The 23,725-nt window shown below is 44.7% G+C and carries 20 protein-coding genes and 1 pseudogene; 13 read left to right on the top strand and 8 right to left on the bottom strand.

Annotation, left to right across the window (positions count from 1 at the left end):
• Positions 1 to 6: 6 nt before the first annotated feature.
• The 4 genes from dnm_RS26175 to dnm_RS26160 all read right to left on the bottom strand — a co-directional run bounded on the left by dnm_RS26175 (position 7) and on the right by dnm_RS26160 (position 4,604).
• The gene (locus tag dnm_RS26175; protein WP_207679832.1) at positions 7 to 489 is read right to left on the bottom strand and encodes a GNAT family N-acetyltransferase; all 483 of its coding nucleotides are present in this window, start codon (positions 487 to 489) and stop codon (positions 7 to 9) included.
• A 28-nt stretch (positions 490 to 517) separates the two neighbouring features.
• Positions 518 to 2,428, bottom strand: a complete 1,911-nt coding sequence (acs, locus tag dnm_RS26170; RefSeq protein ID WP_246556094.1) for an acetate--CoA ligase — start codon at positions 2,426 to 2,428, stop codon at positions 518 to 520.
• Entirely contained in the window at positions 2,416 to 2,556 is a 141-nt protein-coding gene (locus dnm_RS26165; protein WP_207679831.1) for a hypothetical protein, read from the bottom strand. The genes acs and dnm_RS26165 overlap by 13 nt, the downstream gene beginning before the upstream one ends.
• A 545-nt stretch (positions 2,557 to 3,101) precedes the next feature.
• Positions 3,102 to 4,604 (bottom strand): hypothetical protein, encoded by a 1,503-nt coding sequence (locus dnm_RS26160; protein WP_207679830.1) that lies wholly within the window; start codon positions 4,602 to 4,604, stop codon positions 3,102 to 3,104.
• Positions 4,605 to 5,476: 872 nt separating this feature from the next.
• Here dnm_RS26160 and dnm_RS26155 point away from each other — a divergent pair.
• The 9 genes from dnm_RS26155 (at position 5,477) to cydB (ending at position 13,410) form a co-directional block, all read left to right on the top strand.
• Positions 5,477 to 6,499: an amino acid ABC transporter substrate-binding protein gene (locus dnm_RS26155; RefSeq protein WP_207679829.1), complete on the top strand. Its 1,023-nt coding sequence runs from the start codon at positions 5,477 to 5,479 to the stop codon at positions 6,497 to 6,499.
• 111 nt (positions 6,500 to 6,610) lie between these two features.
• Positions 6,611 to 8,083 carry a bifunctional metallophosphatase/5'-nucleotidase gene (locus dnm_RS26150; RefSeq protein WP_207679828.1) on the top strand — a complete coding sequence of 491 codons (1,473 nt, stop codon included), beginning with the start codon at positions 6,611 to 6,613 and terminating at the stop codon, positions 8,081 to 8,083.
• Between the two features lie 547 nt (positions 8,084 to 8,630).
• A complete protein-coding gene (rbr, locus tag dnm_RS26145; protein WP_207679827.1) occupies positions 8,631 to 9,206 on the top strand; it encodes a rubrerythrin in 576 nt (191 codons plus the stop codon).
• Between the two features lie 201 nt (positions 9,207 to 9,407).
• Positions 9,408 to 9,782 carry a desulfoferrodoxin gene (locus dnm_RS26140; RefSeq protein ID WP_207679826.1) on the top strand — a complete coding sequence of 125 codons (375 nt, stop codon included), beginning with the start codon at positions 9,408 to 9,410 and terminating at the stop codon, positions 9,780 to 9,782.
• A gap of 172 nt (positions 9,783 to 9,954) precedes the next feature.
• Positions 9,955 to 10,110 (top strand): rubredoxin-like domain-containing protein, encoded by a 156-nt coding sequence (locus dnm_RS26135; protein WP_207679825.1) that lies wholly within the window; start codon positions 9,955 to 9,957, stop codon positions 10,108 to 10,110.
• A gap of 12 nt (positions 10,111 to 10,122) precedes the next feature.
• Positions 10,123 to 10,560: a flavodoxin domain-containing protein gene (locus dnm_RS26130; RefSeq protein WP_207679824.1), complete on the top strand. Its 438-nt coding sequence runs from the start codon at positions 10,123 to 10,125 to the stop codon at positions 10,558 to 10,560.
• 159 nt (positions 10,561 to 10,719) lie between these two features.
• Positions 10,720 to 10,908, top strand: a complete 189-nt coding sequence (locus dnm_RS26125; RefSeq protein ID WP_207679823.1) for a hypothetical protein — start codon at positions 10,720 to 10,722, stop codon at positions 10,906 to 10,908.
• Positions 10,909 to 11,061: 153 nt separating this feature from the next.
• Positions 11,062 to 12,378: a cytochrome ubiquinol oxidase subunit I gene (locus dnm_RS26120; RefSeq protein WP_207683759.1), complete on the top strand. Its 1,317-nt coding sequence runs from the start codon at positions 11,062 to 11,064 to the stop codon at positions 12,376 to 12,378.
• Positions 12,379 to 12,381: 3 nt separating this feature from the next.
• On the top strand, positions 12,382 to 13,410 hold the full coding sequence (cydB, locus tag dnm_RS26115) for a cytochrome d ubiquinol oxidase subunit II (RefSeq protein ID WP_207679822.1): 1,029 nt from the start codon (positions 12,382 to 12,384) through the stop codon (positions 13,408 to 13,410).
• A 489-nt stretch (positions 13,411 to 13,899) separates the two neighbouring features.
• On the opposite strand, the gene dnm_RS26110 is transcribed toward cydB, so the two are convergent.
• Both dnm_RS26110 and dnm_RS26105 read right to left on the bottom strand, forming a co-directional pair.
• Positions 13,900 to 14,676, bottom strand: a complete 777-nt coding sequence (locus dnm_RS26110) for an RDD family protein (RefSeq protein ID WP_207679821.1) — start codon at positions 14,674 to 14,676, stop codon at positions 13,900 to 13,902.
• A 551-nt stretch (positions 14,677 to 15,227) separates the two neighbouring features.
• Positions 15,228 to 16,211, bottom strand: a complete 984-nt coding sequence (locus tag dnm_RS26105; protein WP_207679820.1) for a glycosyltransferase family 9 protein — start codon at positions 16,209 to 16,211, stop codon at positions 15,228 to 15,230.
• A 595-nt stretch (positions 16,212 to 16,806) separates the two neighbouring features.
• Between dnm_RS26105 and dnm_RS26100 the strand changes: the two genes are divergently transcribed.
• The 4 genes and pseudogenes from dnm_RS26100 (at position 16,807) to dnm_RS26085 (ending at position 21,677) form a co-directional block, all read left to right on the top strand.
• Positions 16,807 to 17,820: an ABC transporter substrate-binding protein gene (locus dnm_RS26100; RefSeq protein ID WP_207679819.1), complete on the top strand. Its 1,014-nt coding sequence runs from the start codon at positions 16,807 to 16,809 to the stop codon at positions 17,818 to 17,820.
• Positions 17,821 to 17,982: 162 nt separating this feature from the next.
• A pseudogene (locus dnm_RS26095) lies at positions 17,983 to 18,402 on the top strand (IS1 family transposase); the annotation flags it as partial.
• A 61-nt stretch (positions 18,403 to 18,463) separates the two neighbouring features.
• Positions 18,464 to 19,924, top strand: a complete 1,461-nt coding sequence (locus dnm_RS26090) for a sensor histidine kinase (protein ID WP_207679818.1) — start codon at positions 18,464 to 18,466, stop codon at positions 19,922 to 19,924.
• A 199-nt stretch (positions 19,925 to 20,123) separates the two neighbouring features.
• Positions 20,124 to 21,677, top strand: coding sequence for an ATP-binding response regulator (locus dnm_RS26085; protein WP_207679817.1), 1,554 nt, complete (start codon positions 20,124 to 20,126; stop codon positions 21,675 to 21,677).
• 174 nt (positions 21,678 to 21,851) lie between these two features.
• Here the strand turns inward: dnm_RS26085 and dnm_RS26080 are convergent, their stop codons facing one another.
• Both dnm_RS26080 and amrS read right to left on the bottom strand, forming a co-directional pair.
• Positions 21,852 to 22,511 carry a hypothetical protein gene (locus dnm_RS26080; RefSeq protein WP_207679816.1) on the bottom strand — a complete coding sequence of 220 codons (660 nt, stop codon included), beginning with the start codon at positions 22,509 to 22,511 and terminating at the stop codon, positions 21,852 to 21,854.
• A gap of 162 nt (positions 22,512 to 22,673) precedes the next feature.
• Entirely contained in the window at positions 22,674 to 23,687 is a 1,014-nt protein-coding gene (gene amrS, locus dnm_RS26075) for an AmmeMemoRadiSam system radical SAM enzyme (RefSeq protein ID WP_207679815.1), read from the bottom strand.
• Positions 23,688 to 23,725: the final 38 nt, after the last annotated feature.

Below are 23,725 nucleotides of genomic sequence, written 5' to 3'. Positions count from 1 at the left end.
CCAGTTTCAAGTTTCAAGTTTCAAGACCATCATTCGCTCAGACGCGGAACTATATTCTTCAAGAAATTCAAAGCCGATTTTTCTATAGAGCCGTGTGGCCTTGAAATTATAGGCATCCACAGTCAGCCAGACTGAGCTGAGTCCGAGGTTTCTGATGCCTTCAATCGCCTTTAACGTGAGTTCTTTTCCGATCCCCCGGCCCCGGACAGTCTGGATCAGAAAAATCAGATATTCTGCATTTGCTTTGTCAAAGTCAGGCAAAATAGCGACATGACCCACGACCCTGCCGTCCTGCCAGGCCAGGAAGTTTTTTCCGATTTCAATCAGGCTCTGAATCCATTTGGTCCGAGCATGTTTGTCACGAGGGGGCATCCCCTGAAACTCGCCCTTTGGAGAAAAAGCATCGTACATTTCCTCAAGGAATGAATAATCCTCGGGCCGGCAGTTCTTTACCTCAAAAGGATATCCCTTCTTATCAGTCAGGCTCATGCGTCTGCTCCCCAATTAAATTGAGAATTTAATTTTCAATTAAAACATGTTCTTTTATCAGTTTTTCGATTACAGCAGGCTCGATGATGGCGGAAGTGTCTCCCAGCTCATTTGCCTTTCCTGATGCGATTTTATCAAGGATGTGTCTTATAATTTTACCGCTTCGGGTTTTTGGCAGGACATCTGCCCATTGAATGATATCTATTGTGGTGATGGGTCCGATTTCAGTCCGAACCAGTTCTGTGAGTTCTTTTTTCAGATCATCAGAGCGGGGAACGTCTTTGCTGAGGGTGATAAAGGCGTAAATTCCCTGACCTTTAATGGGATGGGGACATCCCACGACCGCAGCTTCGGCCACCTGTTCGTGAAGCACCAGGGCTGACTCGATGTCGGCTGTGGCAATACTATGGCCCGATACGTTGATAACGTCATCAATGCGGCCGGTGAGCCAGTAGTATCCGTCTTCATCCCTTGTGGCTCCGTCCGCGGTAAAATACATGCCGGGTATCTGGCTGAAATAAGACTCTGTGAAGCGTTCATGATCCCCGTAAATTGTCCGGGCCATCCCGGGCCATGGTTTTCGGATGCAAAGGACACCTTCCTGATTCGGATACTTTGCTTCCTCGCCAGTATCATCCAGAATTACAGGATCGATTCCAAAAAAGGGAAAAGAGCAGGACCCGGGCCTGACAGGAGCAACACCGGGAAGGGGCGTAAAAATATGACCCCCTGTTTCAATCTGCCAATAAGTATCTATGACAGGACACTGTTCCCTTCCCACATGACGGTGATACCATTGCCATGTCTCAGGCTCCAGGGGTTCACCGCCTGTTCCCAGAAGTTTAAGAGATGATATGTCATGTTCTTTGAGATAACGGATATCTTCTTTTGCCAGCATCCGAATCACGGTGGGAGCCGTGTAAAATTTATTCACCTTGTATTTCGCCACAATTTCCCAGTACCGGCCGTAATCGGGATAACAGGGTGCCCCCTCAAACAACACGCCCGTCAGTCCGTTGACCAGAGGGCCATACACGCTGTAAGTGTGTCCGCTGATCCAGCCGATGTTTGCGGTACACCAGAATGTTTCATTATCTTGCAGATCAAAGACCACCCGGGTTGTCATGGCTGCGTAAAGCAGATAGCCCCCGTGGGTGTGAACGATCCCTTTAGGTCTGCGGGTACTGGCACTTGTGTAGAGAATAAACAGCGGGTCTTCGGCATTCATGGGTTCAGGAGGTACAAAAGAGGGAAGGGACTTATCTGACATGGCTTCATGCCCCCATATTTCCCGGGAACCATCCAGATCAAGTTTCAGCCCGATGCGGCTGAACACAATAACACTTTCCACGCTCGGACAGTGTTTCAGGGCATCATCCACGTTTTTTTTAAGCGGAATGATCCTGCCTGCCCGATATCCGCCATCCACCGTGATCACCATCTTTGCACCGCAGTCCCAAATACGATTTACAAGGGCCTTTGCGCTGAATCCCACAAAAACAACAGTATGCACAGCGCCTATTCTGGCACATGCAAGCATGGCAACAGGAAGTTCGATGATCATGGGCATATAAATGACGACCCTGTCCCCCTTGCGAATGCCTTTGGCCTTCAGAACGGCTGCAAGTTTATTGACTTTATCGTAAAGGTCTGAATAAGTTAAGACCTTTGTTTCATGAGGGGCATCCCCTTCCCAGTAATACGCTACCTTGTTCTTGTGCTTTTCCAAATGCCGGTCAAGACAGTTGTAAGCGGCATTTAAGACCCCCCCGCCAAACCATTCGATTTTTGCCTCGTCAGCGTTGTAGCGGAGTACAACATCCCACGCTTTATCCCAGGACAGATATTTTTTTGCCTGTTCTGCCCAAAATGTATCCGGGTCTTCAAGCGACTGTCTGTGAAGACGCTCGTATTCTTCCATATTTTTTATATCTGCCAATTGTGGTCATTCTCCTTTGAAATTTGAAACTCGAAACTCGAAATTTGAAACTTGAAACTTGAAACTTGAAACTTGAAACTTGAAACTTGAAACTTGAAACTTGAAACTTGAAATTTGAAATTCGGCACTCCGGAGCGACAGACGTTTTCTTAAAAACTACTGATTATAACGGATTTAGGGGAGGCTGTCAAAGCCCCTCGGGGGCGACATATTTGCAACAGCAGGTTTGCTGTAAATATGCCGCCCTTACAGGGCTTGGCATGGGGGCACAGCAGCTGCTACAAATATGCCGCCCTTACAGGGCTTGGTCGGCCCTCTCCTAAATTCGTTATAATCAGAAAAACTATAATTTCAGAAAATATTAATCTGAAACATAATTATTTACAAGTATAAATTTGTTTAGGGCGTATAAAAATATGGGTGGTGAAAAATGTTCCCCCTGTTTTTTATCTTTAAGAAATTTTTCTGATAAAATCGGGATTTTCCTGATTTACAATATTTCTATATTAGGTGTTTAATTAAAGTTTGAATAAATTAAAGCGCTGCTTAAAATTGAGATAAACACCCTGAAGTAAGGAATGATCATAAATTTTCGGATATAAGACCTCCGAGGTTTTGAAAACCTCGGAGGTCTTTGATCGTAAAAACTTAACGAGAATTTTCCGCTTTTCTCTTATAAAAATAATTTTTCAGCAATTTGGAAATGAATACCGACATCTCTTCGTAAATCCAGGCGGTTCCCTTCAGGATTCTCACGGGGAATCACCCTGATTTTACCATTTTCAAACGCGGTCAGCAGCCTCTGGCGAAGCCGTTCAGCAACGATTGCCCTGGTCTCATCCGGTTTCACTGTCGCGTTGACATTCAGGAAAACAACCCGCGTGCCGTCTGATTTGAATGTTTTATCCTCCGCTGAGTATTTCATGGCCGAGGGGATCACCTGAATATTTTTCTTTTTCAAATAATCCAGATCCATATCAAGCGGTTCTCCTTTGGTACAAGACCAGGGATATCCTTTTTGTCCCTGGGGGCCGCCGGGTCCGGTAACCAGGGCCACACAGAGAGAAATCTGATCTGATCTGATTTCCGGGGCTGTCTGGTCCAGATTTCCCTGAATCGTGGCTCTGATCAAAGCGCCCAGATTTCTTATTCTACGGAAAATCGGCTGGGCTTCAGGTTCTCCGGGCCGGATATTCATCTCACACATTCTTATCTTTGTGGGTTTCATGTTGCTGTCAAAAGAGACAAAACATCCGGGATATAACACGCATGGTCGTAAAATATTCTTTTCTTTCAAAGCAGTGATGAACGGTCTGAAAATATCATCCGCTGCTTTCTGAATCAGTTCTGGCGTTTCCATGGGATGCGGCGAAATACTGCACATGCCGCCGGTAATGGGATTGTCTTTGCTTGCCGGCCCTGAAAACCGTTCCGGGTAATCCAACGCTGTGGGCAGAATTTGAAAATTGCCGTTTTTATCAACAAGTGCGGTAAAAGATATTTCAGCCCCGGACATTCTTGCCTCTATAAGCAAGGGCCATTTTGATTTTTTCCCATAAAGTTTTTTATAGTTTTTGCCATAATCTTTTATGAGAGTATCGTATATCTCTTTGATTTCCCAGGAATTTAAAATAATACGGGCACCTTTTCCGCCGGCGCTGAAAGGATACTTCAGGACCGCGCCGCCGTATTTATCCAATAATGTCAGACAATGGCCCAGAACCTCATCATAATTCCTCGCGTCCGCCTCATACCATTCATCAGCCACCGGAATGCCGTAGTCATCACAAAGCCGTTTGCAGGCAATCTTGTCCCCCTCGACAAACGAACCTTCCTGGGTAAATCCGATAACATGCTCACTCAGTCCGTCTTTTTCCAGTTCGTCAACCAATCCCTCAAGCAATAAATCTTCAGGCATTGGCAGAACACAGTCAACCGAACCGTTTTCAATCGCCGCTTTAATTGCTGCGGCATAGCCCTCTTTGGAATTATCCGCCGTAGGAATAAACTCCACAGGCCATCCCATCAGGTTTACAAATGGCGGCATGGCCGGCATTCCCCGAAAGACCACGCCCTGAAAATTATCCTGATGCGTTTCACTTGTTGCCGTGGAAGTCACCCATGCACCGAGAAGTGTTCTTCCGTCAGTTCCTGCAAATCCGATTTTATAAGTCATAAATGCTCATCTTTCAAAAATCTATTGCTATAGACTTTAAGAAAAAAAATATCCGGAGTGCCAAACTTGCAGTTTAGGGAACTCAAAATAAATAATATACCCGATACAAAAAATGTAGGGTGGGTGGAGCGAAGCGCAACCCACCTTGTGCGGTGGGTTGCGCTTCGCTCCACCCACCCTACGTTCCGGGTATTTTATTTTTGGGGAAATCCCCTGGCAAAAAAAATATCCGGAGTGCCAAACTTGCAGTTTGGCAGAAACACCTGAGAGAAACAACGGAGAGCAATATTGCCAAACTGCAAGTTTGGCACTCCGGAGCGGCATACTTTTTTCTTAAAAACTATATTTTCATCGTTTAATTTAAAAAAATACTTTGTCTGAATTCTTTTCAACTGTCCCATTAACAGGACCTTGGTCGCTGGATAATCAGATTTTTTTCTGTCATTCCTGCTTTCGCAGGAATAACACACTGTCCTGCCGGACCGGATCAGAAAACTTAATTATCGAGTTATACTGTTCCTAAAGCAACCTGTCTTTTTTGTCAAGAAAATAAAGAGGTTGAATGTTTTCCATAAGAAAATGGCATATTATCCGATAGTTTCAGCAAAATTATCATTTTCCCCTTCCGAGGCGCATCAAATTCAGGCAGCCCCCATTTTATTGAAATATTCTATTGCAAAATATGAATTTTTTATGTTAATCAAATCGAGTTCTATTTATATTACGATTTAAGCAGATGAAATAAATTCATTTTAATACTCGGTTATTTTGTAATGTTTCCGAAACGGTGACAACTTCAAAATTCAGAATGAGATATCAGATTACAAAATCTTTTGCACTGATACTTGTTTTAAAAAAAGGAGAAGATTTGAATGAATCATTTTAGATGGTATATCGTAATAGCGGCGGCAGTGTTCTTTGTTACCACAGGCATAGTTGGAGCAGGTGAAACTCTGAATACCGTAAAAACAAGAGGCGTTGTTCAGATCGGTGTGAATGACAGTGTCCTCGGTCTTGGAATACAGGACGAAAAAGGAAGATGGCACGGGCTTAATGTTGACACGGGACGGGCTGTTGCTGCTGCTGTATTTGGCGACACCACCAAAGCAAAATTTATCCCGCTGACGGCTGTGGAACGATTCACAGCACTGCAAAGCGGGGAGATTGATGTGTTATGTCACAGCGCCACGCAAACCTTGCACCGGGACACCGCACTCGGAGCAGATTTTGTTCATGTGAACTATTACGATGGTCAGGGGTTTATGGTTGCTAAAAAATCGGGCATTAAAAGCGCAAAAGAACTGGACGGAGCCACTGTGTGCATTCTTCCGGGAACGACTACAGAATTAAATGCGGCTGATTTTTTCCGATCAAACGATATGAAGTGGAAACCGGTTATTATTGAACAGACTGCTGAACTGAGTAATGTATTTTTTTCCGGACAATGTGACTGCATGATTTCGGATGTTTCTCAACTAGCTGGTCTCCGAGCCGTAAGCCAACCCCCCGGCGATTATATCATCCTTCCTGAAATCATTTCAAAAGAACCCCTTGCTCCCGCAGTGCGCCACGGTGATGATCAGTGGAGAGACATTGTGAATTATTCTGTTCTTGCCATGATCAATGCCGAAGAACTGGGCATCACTTCAAAAAACGTGGATAAAATGCTTAAAAGCAAAAAACCGTCGGTGAGGCGTTTCCTGGGGGTCACGCCGGGGAACGGAAAGGACCTGGGTCTTGATGAGAAATTCGCTTACAACATCGTGAAACAGGTGGGCAACTATGGCGAAGTTTTTGAACGTAATCTGGGACCTGGCACGCGTGTGGGACTTGAACGCGGGCTGAATGCTTTGTGGAAAGACGGCGGTCTGATGTATTCTCCGCCGTTTAGATAAATCAGAATGGCTAACTGATTGATCCCATAAAGAATATTCTGACAGATAACATATGAAAATGGGATCACAATTTCTCACTTCTCACTTTTACAGGGGAGGAATAATATTCAGATGAACACAGAACGGTTCAAGAAGTTTACAATTTTACATTCAAACGACATCCATGGCGATTTCCTGGCAGAAGCCGGGGGGCAGGAAGGGAATCTCATCGGGGGGCTGGCTCTGGTTTCCGGCTATCTCAACAAGGTACGTGAGGAAGAAAAAAATGTCCTTTACCTCATTGCCGGAGACATGTTGCAAGGGGCCATGATTGATTCTGAATATAAGGGTGCATCCACCATGGAGATTATGAACTACCTGGCCCCCGATGTTGTGACCCTGGGCAACCATGAACTGGACTACGGACTGCCCCACCTGCTCTTCCTGGAAAAAATAGCAAATTTTCCCATTGTCAACGCCAATTTGTATATCAAAAAATATCACAAACGCCTGATGCAGCCCTATATTATTCTTAATGTGGACGGTTTTGACATTCTGTGTATCGGCATTATCACCGAGAGTGTGATCAGTTCACTGAAAATGGACAGTGATATCAGCTCATTTGTGGGGCTGGAAGACGCAGCCGCGGAAGTGAGCAAAATTTGTAATGCTTATAAAGATGACGATATTGATCTGACAATTCTCCTCACCCATATCGGATTTGAGTCAGATAAGGAACTGGCAGCGATCCTGGATCCGGCATGTGGCGTGGATATGATTATCGGAGGACACTCCCACACCATCCTGGAACAGCCCGAAGCAGTGAATGGAATTCTCATTGCGCAGGCAGGGACCGGGACCGATCAGATCGGGCGATTTGACATTGTCGTGGATGACGATACCAACAGCATTGTGGAATGGAAATGGAAACTGATCCCGGTGGACAATCATCTGGCAAAACCTGACGCTGAATTGCAGAAATTCATTGACTCATTTCAGGAAGTGGTGGATCGGAAATATAATACGCTCATCTGCCGGTTTGCTCGGAAACTGAGGCATCCGAGACGGGAGGAAGAAACATCATTGGGCAACCTGTTTGCCGACATTTTTGCTGAGAGTGCGGGACTCAGTGTGGCGTTTGTCGGCAGCGGATCAATCCGGGGAACAGAATTAGGGCCTTTGGTAACGCTGGGGGACCTGTACAGAATTTTCCCCTATGATGATTCCATGTCCAAATTCACTGTCACTGGCGTTCAGCTCAGGCAAATTTTTTCACACATCATGCATCCGGAAAACAGAACCGGTGAAGGCGAATGCTATCAGGTGAACCGTGGTATCCAGGCAGTCTATAATGAAGCCCGGCGCTCACTTGACTCCCTGACACTTAATGGTGAACCTGTGACGGATAATGAATATTACACAATCGCGCTTCAAGGATTTCACTACAAAAACTCAGAAAAAAATATGGGTATCACCAATTCCGAACTGATGGCTCTGGCAGATTCCCATGTTGTTACCACCTCCATGCGTGATGTGGTGGAAGAGTATTTGCGTTCCCACCATAATATCAGCAACCAGGCTGAAGGGCGACTTGTGTATAAATGACAATCAGAGGCTCATTATTCGGTTTAGTCCTGAATCAGACTTACTGATACTCGATAATCAAATTCTTTTCTGCCATTCCTTTGAAAGCAGGAATTCGATGCCCCCGGAAGCATGGCATGGGTCGGAAACGGATTCCTGCTTTCGCAGGACTGACAACCTGTCCGGCCGGATCAGATCAGAAAACTTGGTTATCGAGTATAAAAAATCCATAATATATTCAGACCATGAATTGAAATTCATAAAATATCAGTTTGACAATTATTAAAAAATAGCCTACTAAAAAAAATTGGTAGTCCTGCACAAGTAGTGATGAATGGGATTCAGTGTCCCGATAATCGGGGAGTGAACGGGATTCATCACTACCTTTGCAGGACTACCAAAAAATTAACCTCTTTTAGTGTATTGCTGATAAAAAGGGAGTGCGATGATGATCATGACCGCTACTTCCCTCCGTTATATAAGTTGATTTTGGTAAGCCTGGCCTCTGAATAAAGAATCGTCAGGTAACTATTTCTATTCAAAAAACAAACATTGGGAGGACACAACCGTGGGAAAATTAAAAGGCACTCAGACCGAAAAAAATCTTTTGACCGCTTTTGCAGGGGAGTCCCAGGCCCGAAACCGCTATACCTATTTTGCCAGCCAGGCAAAAAAAGAGGGCTATGTTCAGATTTCTGATATTTTTACTGAAACTGCCAATCAGGAAAAAGAACATGCCAAGCGGTTTTTTAAATTTCTTGAGGGCGGAGAGGTTGAAATCACCGGAGCTTTTCCGGCCGGGATTATCGGAACCACCCTTGAAAACTTGAAAGCAGCAGCCGCGGGAGAGCATTACGAACATACGGAAATGTATCCCGGCTTTGCCAAAACAGCCCGTGAAGAGGGATTTGAACCCATCGCAGTTGTTTTTGAAATGATTTCTGTGGCTGAAAAGCAGCATGAAAAACGCTATAATGACCTTGCCGCGAACATTGAGGCAGGCAGGGTTTTCAAAAGAAAAGAAAAAGTGACGTGGCGTTGCCGGAATTGCGGCTATCTCCATGAAGGCAACGAAGCAATTGAGCAATGCCCGGCATGTGCGCATCCGCAAGCCCACTTTGAACTGCTCGGGGAAAACTGGTAACCTGACAGAATTTGTCCGTATTTATGGATTTTTATTTTTTTGTTACCTGCGTATAAGCTTTTTTAATATTTTTCATGTGGCTGAGATAAATGTTCAAGGCTGAACTTAGAAAAATATTAAGAAATTTTTGGGCAGGTGTTTCGTGTCAATGATGGGAATTTTTGTGTTTTTACTTTTTTAACCAAAAGAAAGGAGAAAGACATGGCCGAGAAGCTTCAAGTTTATAAATGTGAACTGTGCGGAAATATTGTTGAGGTGCTTCACGGAGGAGAGGGGGAACTTGTATGTTGTGGCAAATCCATGTCCCTGATGACTGAGAATACCGTGGATGCCGCAAAAGAGAAACATGTTCCTGTGCTGGAAAAATTTTCAGGCGGTGTAAAAGTGAAGGTCGGAGAGGTCGCGCATCCCATGGAAGAAAAACACTATATCGAATGGATTGAAATTATTGCAGATGGGAAAGTTTACCGCGAATATCTGAATCCCGGCGAAGCTCCTGAAGCAACCTTTACAGTGGAAGCCAGTCAAATTACGGCACGAGGCTACTGTAATCTTCACGGCCTCTGGAAAGCATAATAAATGCCTATGAAAAAGCCAGGTTTTTCGCCCCCGGTCATGAAAATATTTTCAGATAAAAAACCCGGGTTTTCAAAATGTATTTTCACGGTAAAGGATGTGAAAATTGAGAATCAGAGGCATCATTCTTAATTCTCAATTTTCAATTCTTAATTAAAAAGGAGGGGATACCATGGCCAGTTGGAAATGTAAAAACTGCGGATATACATTGGAAGCTGACGCTCCTCCGGAAGAGTGTCCGTCATGCAAGGAAAAATGTGAATTCGTTGACAATACCTGCTATACACCGGATTGTGAGACTGAGGGTGTTGACAAGCGGATAAAATAAAGGAGAAGCGTCATGCCAAAAGTACTTGTAGTATATGCCACAAGAACCGGAGAAACGCAAAGCATCGCTGACCTTGTTGCCGAAGGTATCCGATTTTCCGGGGCTGAAGCCGTGGTCACAAATATCAATGACATCAAAACTGAAGCTGATCTTCAGGGCTATGATGGCTTGGTATTTGGTTCAGCCACCTATCACGGCGACATGATGCAGAAAATGAAGACCATGCTTTTCCTTGCTGAAAAAGCGGGGCTTGAAGGAAAAGTCGGCGGCGCGTTCGGCGCGTTCGGATGGAGCGGAGAAGCTCCTGACCGAATTTTTGACACCATGAAAAACATCTTTAAGATGGATATGGTCAGCGCCCCCCTGAGGTTAAAATCTTCCATGCTTGGCGGCGGAACAAAGATGGCCCAGGATTATGGCCGGGAAATTGCCGCAAAGCTGGGTGAATAAATTGATAATTGATAATTGATAATTGATAATTGATAATTGATAATTGATAATTGATAATTGATAATTGATAATTGATAATTCTCAACTTTCAATTTTTAATTTTTAATTAAATAAGTAGTTAACGTTAATGTTCAATTCAACTAAAAAAAGGAGATTGCCATGGCTACTACACCGCAACATTGTCCCGGTTATGAACAGTTCAAAAGTTTGAAGTCCTTTACATGCAAATGCCCTGAGTGCGGAGAAGAAAAAGAAATATTTTCCGATGAGTTTGACAAAACGCATAAATGCAGTAAATGCGGCAAAGAAATAGACTTCACCCAGTGTACGTTGGAGGGAGGAGCTTAAAATCCGGTTTTATGATTGACGATTGGAGATTGGAGAGGAATTTTCTCCAATCTTCAATCCCTGAAACTTGAAACTCAGAATTCAGGCAGTAAAAAGATGCAGTCAAGCCTTCGGATTTCAAGTTTCAAGTTTCAATTCACAGAGGAGAATAAAATGGATGTTGTGCTGCTTTCGCGTTTACAGTTCGCCGCCGCCACCATGTTCCATTTTTTGTTTGTGCCGCTGACGCTCGGCCTGTCAATTCTGGTGGCGTATATGGAAACAAAATATGTCAGAACCGGAGATGAAACCTATCTCTCCATGACCAAATTCTGGAGCAAATTGTTTCTTATCAATTTTGCCCTGGGCGTTGTTACCGGTATTACACTCGAATTTCAGTTCGGAACTAACTGGTCGCGTTATTCCGCTTATGTCGGAGATATCTTCGGGTCACTTCTCGCAATAGAGGCAAGTGCCGCTTTTTTTCTGGAATCCACCCTTCTCGGCGTATGGATTTTCGGTTGGAATAAAATTTCAAAAAAAGCCCATGCCACGATAATGTGGATTATCGCAGGTGCCTCCACCCTTTCTGCTGTGTGGATTCTGATTGCAAATGCCTGGATGCAGCATCCTGTGGGCTATGTTATCAGAAACGGCAGAGCCGAGCTTGATGATTTTGCCGCGGTGGTTTTTAACAAATTTGCTATTTTAGAATTCCTTCACACGGTCAGCGCGGCTTATGTTCTGAGCGCGTTTTTTGTCATGGGAATCAGCGCGTATCATCTTCTGAAGAAACAGCATATTGAATTTTTTACCCGGTCATTTAAGATCGGTCTGGTATTCGGGCTTGTCTTTTCCGTGTTTTTAGCCATCAACGGCGACATGCACGGCGTTCATGTCACGGAAGTCCAACCTGCAAAGCTTGCGGCAATGGAAGCGCACTGGGAAACAACCACAAGAGCGCCGCTTCACATGTTCGCCATTCCTGATGAAGAAAATGAGAGAAACCTCATTGAAATCGGATCCATTCCCGGACTTCTCAGCTTTTTGGGGCATCATGATATCAATGCCGAAGTAAAGGGACTGAAAGATTTCCCCAAAGATGAAAGACCCCCTGTCCTGCTCTCCTTGCTGGCCTTCAGAACCATGGTGGGACTGGGAACCTTATTTCCCCTTCTGATGATCATCGGATGGTTTCTGAGAAAACGTCTGGTTGAAAGTCCGCTTTACCTGAAGGTGATGCTTTTTGCCATTCCGCTACCATATATTGCCTGTGAAATGGGATGGGTTCTGGCGGAAGTGGGACGCCAGCCCTGGATTGTCTATGGTCTGATGAAAACATCGGACGCGGCTTCGCCTGTGGCAGTCTCTCAGGTGGCGGTTTCGCTCATTGCGTTTATCGGAGTTTACGGACTGTTAGGCGCGACAGGTTTTTATCTGATCGCTAAAAATGCCAAAAAAGGGCCGGATTCACTGACAGAGGGGAGGTAAAAAATGGCTTTGCAGAGTATATGGTTTTTCCTTTGGGGACTGTTGTGGGCGGTGTTTTTCATGACAGACGGATTTGATTTCGGAATAGGAACCCTTTACCCGTTTATCGGAAAGAATGATGATGAAAAAAGGATCATGCTGAATTCCATGGGGCCTTTCTGGGACGGTAACGAAGTCTGGCTGGTCGCTGCCGGAGGCGTGACGTTCGCAGCGTTTCCCCTGGTGTATTCGGTGATGTTCTCATCCCTTTATTCAGCATTGATGCTGATTCTTTTTGCCCTGATTCTGCGCGGCGTTTCCCTTGAGTTTCGCAGCAAGGTGGATGATCCCGGGTGGCGTCTGGTCTGGGATATCTGCATCTTTGTGGGCAGTTTCGCGCCCGCTGTTTTGTTCGGAGTCACTTTTGCAAATATTTTTCAGGGATTACCCCTTGGTGAGAGTGGCGTCTATCACGGAACACTGTTTACCCTTTTTAATGGATACGGACTGCTGGGAGGTCTGCTTTTTCTGTGCCTTTTTCTGGTACACGGCGCATTATGGCTGGCGATTAAGACAGAGGGAGAACTTCATGACAGAGCCGTGTCGGTCGCGAACAAGGTGTGGGTGCTTCTTGTGATCGTGGCTGTGGCCTTTCTGATTGCCAGTAAATCTGAAACAGCGCTCTATGATAATTATATCACAAATCCGGCTTTGTTTATTTTTATTGTGCTGAATGTGGCTGCCCTTTTGGGCGTAAAGGTTTTCCTGGTTAAGAAAACCTATTTCAAGGCATGGTTCGCGTCCGCTCTGACTATTGTTCTGTGTACGTTTTTCGGCATTATCGGACTGTTTCCCAGGCTGCTGCCCTCAAGCATTAACGGAGATTTCAGCCTCACGGCCTACAATGCATCCTCAAGCCCGCTTACGCTGAAAATTATGCTGGTTGTGGTGATTGTTTTTATTCCTCTTGTCATTGCATATCAGACCTGGGCATATAATCTGTTCAAAGGGAAAGTGACCAAAGAAGACCTGAGTTATGATGAGGCGTATTAGGAAGTTACCAGAGTTCCCGCCGCAGACACATTACGTTTCGTTTCCATGCTCCTGCCGGATTGCTGAATCCGGCAGGGCCCCCGGACAACATAAGTACATAGCCATAAGTTTTTGATAAGTACCCGATCAAAATTTTTTATACATCTTTTTTCTGTGATCGGCGGAGAAACCCGGCTTTTTCCTTTATCCGAGACGCATCACTCCGGAAAAAAAGCCGGGTTTCTTCCCCGGGCAGCTATTAAAAATCTGGTAGTCCCGCAAAGGCAGTGATGAATCCCGTTCAGTCCCCTGGTTATCAGAACACTGACTCTCATTCATCACTGCTTGTGCAGGACTACCAAAAACTTTTGCTCAATCGATGTTCAAATTTTTTTTGTCATTCCGTTCGCCGAAGCCTGCAAAAGCACGAATGACAGGCTTTTTGTTCAAATCGGGTCAGAAAACCTGATCATCGAGTGCTCAGGTACTTATTATTTCATTAAACTGGCTTCACCTGCCCGGAAATTCTGATCTGAATAGCACATCCGCGACATTACGCACATACTGTTCGTCGGAGATTCCGTCGGTGGCTTCCTGCGGGAATTTTACAGCCCTTTTGAAATGCATGGCAATTTCTTTAAACAATTCAAGCCGCGCAGAAGGATCAAGCTCATCCCGGCGCAACAGGGCCTGCAACACGATTCCGGCTTCCCGGACAGAGATATGATGGCGCAGGCGGGCTTCCAAATGCGGATAATTCCGAAATGAATTATATTTGCCTGTAAGCAGCTGATCCAGATCCGGCTCCGAAACAGCGCCGTTCCATACCACAATCGTATTGGCTGCAAGATCACCAAGCCGCTGGACCCGAGGGCTGACCAGGCAGGCAAGTCCGCCCACCATATAAAATGCGGGCAGGCTGTCCACAAAACGAAGCAGATTGCGGATCACAACCTGATTGAATTGCAGGCGTAATCCCTGTTCATCCATCACCCTCAGACGGAGGAGACGTTTGCCAATGGTCTGTCCCCGCCAATACCATTCCATTGCAATACCATAGCCGATGGAAATAATAAAATACGCCAAAATAACGGCCGCCGAAGCAATATCCGGGCTGATAACGCCCAGGAAGCCCGCGGCAATTCTGGCTGTAAGCGAAATGACAAAGATACTTGCAAGATCAATCAGCCATGCCAGAAACCGGGTGACAGGCCCGGCAAGATGCAGGGAGAAAGCAATCCCCTCCGGGGTTTTGATGGTTAAGGTCCGTTTTCTTTCTTTGTTCATGGCTGTTCTCCGGAATATACTCGGTTGTGTGTATCAGGCATTATCGAAAATAAGCATCCGGATATCCGGAGTGCCAAACTTGCAGTTTGGCAATATTTTCATGATGATAACGGATTTTGGGGAGGCACCGGGAAAACCGCAGAATACATGGAAAAAAGACGTATGTTCCGGATTCTCCGAAAGGTCCCCTTGTACAAGCCCGGAGCGGGTAAATGGAAACCGCTCGTTGAGCTTGTCGAAACGGGGGGTGTGTCCCATATGCATCAGGCTAAGAATGCGGGACGGCTGCCGGACGGGGTTTGCAACCCCGTCCGAAACGTTTGCAGGCGGCGATCCGGGAAAATATTCCGGACGGGGTTGCAAACCCCGTCCGGCAAAATCAGAGTTAATAAAAACAGTAGGTTGTAATCTTAGCCTGATGCATATGGGGGTGTGTCCCCTTCGACAAGCTCAGGGCGCGGACAGACCTCCCAAAATCCTTTATAATCAGATAGTTTTAAATCTTCCCGCTGAGGCACACGCCCTGCCAAACTGTAAGTTTGACACTCCTTTTACACAACATAATGGTTTTTCAGATTTTTTTGCCAGAGTTCATAAAAAACGCCGAGAACGGTTTCAGGGGAGGTTCTGTCAAAGCATTCCTGTTTGTCACAGGTTTTCTGATGCGTCAGTTCAAAACACGGACTGCAATCAAGGTCAGCAGGTCTTACAACGCTGACAGCCCGTCCCACAGGCCGCCATCTTTCCGGATCAGACGGTCCGAAAACCGCCACAGCAGGCAGTCCCATAAATGCGGCCAGATGGCTCACACCGGAATCGTTTCCAATAAAACCACCGGCTATTTTAAGCAATGAAACAAGTTCTGTCAAATCGGAAATCGTGTGAACAATCCTGTTCTGATGATCCTGAAGCGATTTTGCCAGAAAATGCTCTGCAGGACCGAGTATAAATTCAGGCATGAAGCGGTCCGATCTGAGCGCAGTTTCAACTTGCGTAAAATTTGAAAGATGCCAGAATTTTTTTCTGCCCCCTGATCCGGGATGAATCAGTATTCTTGCAGGATCATACTGTTTCTCTCTTCTGTCCCTATGGAAAACAGATGAGAAAATTCCCTCTGAGACAGGAGGCAGCGGGTCAGCCAGCCCGCATTTCACAAGGTGGGATAAAATATGTTCTGTGATATGAATTCTCTGATGAACATCTGCCCGGGGGTGGATGAGATAGGCTTTTTTATGTGTGATTTTATTGATGGTCTGTCCGAGTTGTTCCGAATAAGAGAAAAGGACAATTTCATGGTAAGTACGCAGAATATTTTGCACCCGGGGATCCGCAGCATCCGAGTAAAGAGACGAAAAAGACGCTGCCTCAAGCGGAAAGTACTGATCTGCAATGTCAAGCTCACAGGCCAGTTTTCCAAGCTTGCTCTGACAAAGGACATCTGTCCGGCAGAATCTTTTTTTCAGCCGGATAATAGCGGGAAACGTTGCCACAAAATCGCCAAGGGCTCCCTGGTGGATAATCAGAAGTTTTGCCATCAGAAGAAAACATGTTACGACATATCAGAAAATGAAAAGTGTTCTCCGAATACTCGCCAGGGACTGACAACGCCCGGGCATTTTTCGGAGGAACTGTCAGTCCGCCGGAGGCGGCTGAGAGCATTTCCCATCTGCTGAATTTATAAAAGGAGAAAAAAATTCGGCAGTGCCACACATCCGGATACGAATCCATGTTTATCACATTGATTCAGACAGGTTAATTAGTCAGACTCAGAAACTGAACTTTATCAATAATACCTCGCCTCTGTCATTGTCAAGAAAAAATCCCAGTGAGCAAGATCAGGGGGTCGTGGAAAATACAGAACAATCATGCAAAATAAGACCACTGATTTGTCCTGAAATTTTAAAGTAAAAAAAAAACAGGTGAGACTGGTCCGGGCTTCTGAATTTTCTGAAACTCCGAAACACTTTGAACAGTGAATCAGATTCCTGTCCGGATAACTGAAAAATTACTGTGCGACTGCAATGATTCTGACAGGTCGGAACACTGTGAGCCGCCGAGATTTTGAAAACCCCGGCGGTCTTTTACCCGTCAGAATCACTGGGGGTCGGAGACGACGAAAGGAAACAGAACATGTCCAAACGACCATTCATCATAGCTCTTGTCGTAACCCTGATGGCAATAATCGGAGCGGGCATATGGTCTGCTTGGAAATCCCTCCGAAAACCGGTCGGGCCTCTTGAAAAAGCAACGATTGGCATCATACATCTCTCATTTACGGGCTATCCTGTTTATGTTGCCCTGGAAAAAGACTATTTTAAAGATCAGGGACTGGACATTGCCTTACAATACTATCCCTATGGAAACCTCGTACTTGACGCGGTAATCAGAGGAAAGGCAGATTTTGGCATTTCATCGGAAACGCCGTTCATGCACACTGTTCTGAACGGAGGAAAAATATACGCGTTTGCCACCACGATGACAGCGAAAAAACATCTTGCCATTGTTGCCAGAAAAGACAGGGGCATTCTGACACCCAACGATCTGAAAGGTAAGAAGATCGGAGTAACTACCGGCACAAACGGGGAATATTTTCTGGACACGGTTTTGCTCTTGCACAATATCTCACGCAATGATATAAATATAGTCCATTTGAAACCGGAGCAGATGGTTGATACCCTGATGAGCGGGGAAGCAGATGCCATCGCAACATGGAATCCTCTGATGTGCAAAGCCCGAAAAATGCTCGGACAGGGGGGAAGCGTATTTTATGCAAAGGGCCTGTATTCGCCTTTCTTTGCTGTTTCCGCAAGACATGATTATGTGCATAACAACCCTCAAATAATAGAAAAAGTTGTCCGATCACTTATTAGAAGCTGTGAATTTATTCAAAATAATTCGGATAAATCTCGTGAAATTGCCGCCCGATATCTCAGGACTGATCCTTCCCTGCTGAATGAATTAACCGCAACCTACCATTTTAAAATATCATTGGATCAGTCTTTTCTGATGACATTGGAGGATCAGTCAGAATGGGCAATAAAAAATAACCTGACTGAATGCACAACCGTTCCCAATTATTTGAATTTTATTTATACGGACGCGCTTAAAAACGCGGAACCTGCAAATATGACCATCATAAAATAACAAGGGAATTGAAAATTGAAAATTTGCAATCGTCAATCCTTATTCTTCAATTCTCTGATTGCGAGATGATAAAATGAATGGTAGTCCTGCACAAGTAGTGATGAATGAGATTCAGTGGCCTGATAATCAGGGGACTGAACGGGATTCATCACTACCTTTGCAGGACTACCGACGATTCAGTGTGACGAAATGTGGTCGTTTGTCGGCGGGAAATATTGTAAGGTATGGATATGGCTGGCAATCGATGAGGATACGAGAAAAATTGTCGGCGCGTATGTCGGTGACCGGGACACGGAAGGTGCCGAAGGTCTTTGGAACTCGCTTCCGCCTGTATATCGTCAATGCGCTGTTATTTATACAGATTTTTGGAAACCATATAAGAGTGTCCTTCCTTCGAAACGCCATAAATCCGTCCCGAAAGACAGCGGAAAAACAAGTTATATCGAGAGATTAAATAATACTTTTCGCCAGAGAATTTCCCGGCTGGTGCGGAAAACTCTTTCCTTCTCGAAAAAACTTGAGAATCATATAGGAGCCATATGGCTTTTCATTCATCACTATAATTCATTGATTTTAAATTAAATCATCATTACTACATCACTACCCTGAAAGCATGACCATCTTAAAATAAAAAGCGTTTGTTATGCGAATTACAACAAAATTCAGAATAAATACCGTTTGTTCTGTTCTTATGATTCTGTTCATCGGACTGACAGAACTGATGACGTTTCAAGAGGTCAGTTCGGTTCTAAAAAAAAGCAGCAGCATTGACCAGATTGTCAGAAACGCGTTTGAACTCAATCTTGTGACGTATGAATATCTTTGGAAACACTCAGAAAGAAGCCGAATGCAATGGCATCTGAGACATGAGGCCCTGTCGGCACTGATTGAAAATATAACATTTGAAAACAGAGCGGAACAACTTTTATTTGATAAAATAAAACGCAATCATGACAACATGAAGGCAATTTTTCCCCTGCTGGTTAATAATTTTCAAAGCCAAAAGAATCATAAAAAGACAGAACGTTCAGCAGAGTTTCAGGAACGATTTGTCAGCCAGTTGCTTGTAAAATCACAAAATATTATTACCAGTGTCGAACAGCTGAACATCATAAGCCGCAGGGAAGTTTCTGCCACCCAGCGGAACACGGCTTGGATTGTCTTATCCATGGTCTTTATTATTGCGCTGATGATCGCTGTCAATTCAGCTTTCATCGGCAGGGGAATTGCAAAGCCCATTGAAAAACTCTGTGAAGTCGCTGAGATGATTGGCAAGGGAGACCTGAACTATAAAATTGCCACAGCCGCAGAAGATGAAATTGGGGAACTGTCCCGCGTGTTTGATCAGATGACGGAAAATCTGGCGGCCGTCACTGTGTCACGGGATAAGCTTAATGAAGAAGTCAATGAACGTAAAAGAGCGGAGCATGAGCTGAGAAAAGCCAGAGATGAACTGATGCGGGCCAATGAACAGATCAGCGTCGCCCTTCGGGAAAAAGAAGTGCTTCTGAGAGAAGTTCACCACCGGGTTAAGAACAATATGCAGGTGATATCGAGCCTTCTTGATACACAGTGCAAATATGCCGGGGATGAAAATACATTTAAATTATTCAGGGAAAGCAGAGATCGTGTCAGATCCATGTCGCTTGTTCATGAAAAGCTTTATCAGTCCGACAGTCTGTCAGACATTGGTTTCAGAACCTATCTTAATGAGTTGACAAGGACACTGTTTAAGTCTTATAAAATCAGTAACACCAGAGTCAGATTGAAAACAGATATCGAGGATGTTTCCCTGGGAATTGACATTGCAATTCCCTGCGGCCTCATTCTTAACGAACTGATTTCCAATTCCCTGAAATACGCTTTTCCGGAGGAGAGGACCGGTGAAATCAGAGTATCCCTGTGTTCAGGGGAAAATGATGAAATTGAACTGACTGTCAGTGACAACGGGGTCGGGATACCGGAAGACAGGGACGTAAACAATTTTTCATCCTTAGGATTAAAACTTGTCAGAGGTTTTGCCGAACATCAGTTGGACGGTGAATTGAAACTGAACAGGAACAGCGGAACTGAATTTATCATTAAATTCCAAAATGAAAAATAATTAGAAATAAACGCTTATGAAAAAGCCGGGTTTTTCGCCCCCGGTTATGAAAATATTTTCAGATAAAAAACCCGGCTTTTCAACCGGCTTTTCAAAATGTATTTTCACGGTAAAGAATCAGGAATTAAGATTTAAGATTTTTTTAATCTTCAGTTTGACACTGTCCGAATTCTTAATTTCAAAAAAAGGGGATTGAGACATGACAAAGGCAAGAATTCTGATTGTAGAAGATGAATATGTTATTGCCGAAAATATGCAGGCCAAATTGGAAAAAGAGGGTTACGTCGTCTGCGGCGTGGCGCCCTCGGGAAAAAGAGCGATCCAAAAAGCAAAGACAGAAAAGCCGGACCTGGTGCTGATGGACATCATGTTAAAAGGGCCTATGGACGGCATTGAAGCGGCAAATCAGATACGCAAGCGTTTCAATATCCCGATTATTTATCTCACTGCTTTTTCAGACAAAGAGATGCTTGACCGAGCAAAAATAACCGAGCCGTTCGGGTATCTCCTCAAGCCTTTTGAGGATCGCGAATTGTACGCCAATATTGAAATGGCGTTTTATAAAGCCAGAATGGAACAAGAACTTCTGAAAGCCAAAAAATTTGAATCTGTTGCTATTCTTGCCGGGGGCATTGCCCACGATTATAATAATCTCTTATCTGTGATTTTAGGCAATATTAATATGGCAAAAGAGGATATAAGACCGGAATGCTTTGATATTTATGGTTTTTTAGATGAGGCCGAAAAAGCGACATTGCGTGCGAAATATCTCACGCATCAGATGCTTACCCTTTCAAAAAGCGGATTCTCGACAAAAAAAACAGATTCAATCGCGGACTTCCTAAAAGAATCGGTGAAGCTGGTGCTGACAGGTTCCAACGTGAGTTGTGAGTTTAATATTCCGAATGACCTGTGGCGGGTTGAATATGATGAGGCGCAGATGAGGCATGTCATCAGTAATATGACAATGAATGCGGATCAGGCCATGCCGGAGGGAGGAACAATTAATGTGTGTGCGGAGAATTTTGTTGTGGATGCGGAAAAAGGAGAACATGTCTTATTTTTAGCACACGGAAAGTATGTAAAAATATCCCTTCAAGATAAAGGAAGCGGCATTTCTGAGGAACATCTCCCCATGATATTTGATCCCTATTTTTCCACCAAAGAGAAGGGCACTCAGAAAGGAATGGGACTGGGGCTTGCCATCGTTTACTCTGTGGTCAAAAAACATAAAGGACATATTGCGGTGGAATCTGAACCAGGTGTGGGGACGACCTTCCATATCTATCTTCCTGCTTCTGAAAAAGAAACTGCTGAACCCAGGAATGTAAAAGTAAATTCTGTGCCTGTTGCTGCTGAAAAAGGAAAAAAGAAGCTTCTTGTGATGGATGATGAGGAGATGATTCGAAATTTTTTAAAACAGATGCTGGATCGTTTAGGATGCGAGACAGAATTTGCCCGGGATGGGGGAGAAGCGATTGATTTATATGAAAAAGCCAAAACATCTGGTGAGCCTTTTGACGCGGTTATCCTGGGTCTGACCGTACGAGGCGGCATGGGAGGAAAAGAAGCGGTATGGAGACTGAAAGAAATTGATTCTGAAGTAAAAGCAATTATTTCCAGCGGGTATTCAAATGATCCGGTAATGATGAATTTCAGGGAATACGGTTTTGCGGGGGCCATACCCAAGCCTTGTATGAAGAAAGAACTGAATAACATATTACACAGGGTATTACAGGGGCAATACCGTTGACTTAAGAAGTGCCGGACGGATCCGGAGTGCAAAAATTTTATTTTTGCAATTGCGAAAAAGTATTTTTCGCACTCCGGAGAGAATACCGGAAAACCTGTTCAGCCTTAAAGTCAACAGTATTGATTACAGGGGGAGGCCACAAACCGAGATAAAGAAACAAAAATGGTCTGATTTTCATTCTTTATAATAGCTGACAATCGCCTGAAGAACACCTAATATTTTATCCACCTTATTTATATAATAGCGGTCGCTGTCAATCCAAACAGTTTTGCCCCTGAGCTTTAAAAACTGCCAGGTTTCGCCTGTTGTGACACAGCCAAAAATTGTCCTTAGCTCACGGGTGCCCTGTTTTTCAGAATATTTTGTTCCCAGCATCCAGGCCGCACGATAGAGGAATAAGGAGATTATCCTTCTGTATAACCTTACCCCGAGCATCTGGGCAATACATTCTCCCAACGTTCCTTCTATATCATTTTTCTTCGCCTCTGTGATGACTGCAATGGGGGACTGCATTGTGGGCGAAGGCGGTGAATTGGTCAGAATAAAATCACAGTTGCCCTTCAGCCCTCTTTCAGGATCAATATCCAGATTCTGACCCGAATAAAGATAAAAACTGTCATGGCTTAATTCTCTGCTGGCGAGCAGCACCGGTGCGACAATAAATTCTGCCCGTGCTTTTTCACTGCCCAGCGATAATTTTAAGCCTTTTTCAAGGGATTCTTCAAGCCATGAACTAACCCCTGTCTGCTTTATCTTTTCAAACAGCTTTTCATGCTCTATCGTCAAGTTGAACGATTTCGTAACCGTGTCCAGATCAAATTCGCTGTATGCCATCTTTTCCGTTCCTTATGGGGAAAAACCGATTTGCGGGGAAGAAACCCGGCTTTTTTCTCCGGACGGGGCGCTTTCCTCAGCCGGAAAAGCCGGGTTTCTTTGCAGCTCAAAAAATTTTGACCTACTGATTATCAATTATCAATTATCAATTATCAATTGTAGTTACAACCCCACACCGTCAATTTCTGAGCCGCAATAACTGCACACGCCGTTCTTTATCAGATTTTTTCTGATACTGAACCCCCATCGGTCAACCAGGGTTTCCCCGCAATGATAACAAAACGTATCTTCCCCTTTCTCCCCGGGAACATTCCCCACATAGACATATCGGAGGCCCGCTTTGATACCGATTTCACGGGCCATGACAAGGGTTGGGACCGGTGTTGGGGGCCGGTCAGTCAGGCGGTATGTCGGATGGAACCGGCTGATATGCCAGGGCGTTTCAATTCCCAGTTCTTCTGCGATAAATGAAGCCAGACCTTCAAGCTCTTCTTTGTCGTCGTTCAGACCCGGAATCAGCAGTGTTGTGATCTCCACGAAGATACCGAGAGATTTCATTTTCTTCAGACTCTCTTTGACAGGTTCCAGTTTTGCCCCGCACAATTTTTTATAAAACTCGTTATTAAAGGCTTTCAGATCAACATTTGCAGCGTCCAGATAAGGCGATATCATCTCCAGGGCCTCGGATGTCATATAGCCGTTTGTTACGAAAACATTTTTGATTCCCTTTTCGTGAGCGATCTTGGCTGTATTAAAAGCAAATTCAAAATATATGGTCGGCTCGGTATAGGTGTAAGCAATGCTTTTGCAGTTTCCGGCTTCGGCAGCACGGACAACCGCCTCCGGTGTGCAGGGATCGCCCATTATCAGCCCCTTATGATCAGTGGGCATCTGAGCGATATTTGCGTTCTGGCAGAACATACATTTGAAGTTGCAGCCCACCGTCGCAATGGAATAGGACAGGCTCCCCGGAAGCAGATGGAACAGCGGTTTTTTTTCAATAGGATCAATATGCTGGGCAATGAGTTTCCCATACACCAGGCTTTTCAGAATACCTGCCTGGTTTTCCCGGACATTGCATATGCCGCGTCTGCCTTCTTTGATAATACAGCGATGATTGCAAAGGTTGCATCTGACTTTCCTGTCCTCCAAAGGCTCATAAAGATACGCTTCCATGATGTTGGGTCTCCGTTATTTGTTTAAAATCCGATAAC

This window comes from Desulfonema magnum (genome assembly GCF_017377395.1).
In the GTDB taxonomy this organism is placed as follows: domain Bacteria; phylum Desulfobacterota; class Desulfobacteria; order Desulfobacterales; family 4be13; genus Desulfonema_C; species Desulfonema_C magnum.
This window is presented reverse-complemented; position numbering and strand designations above follow the sequence as displayed.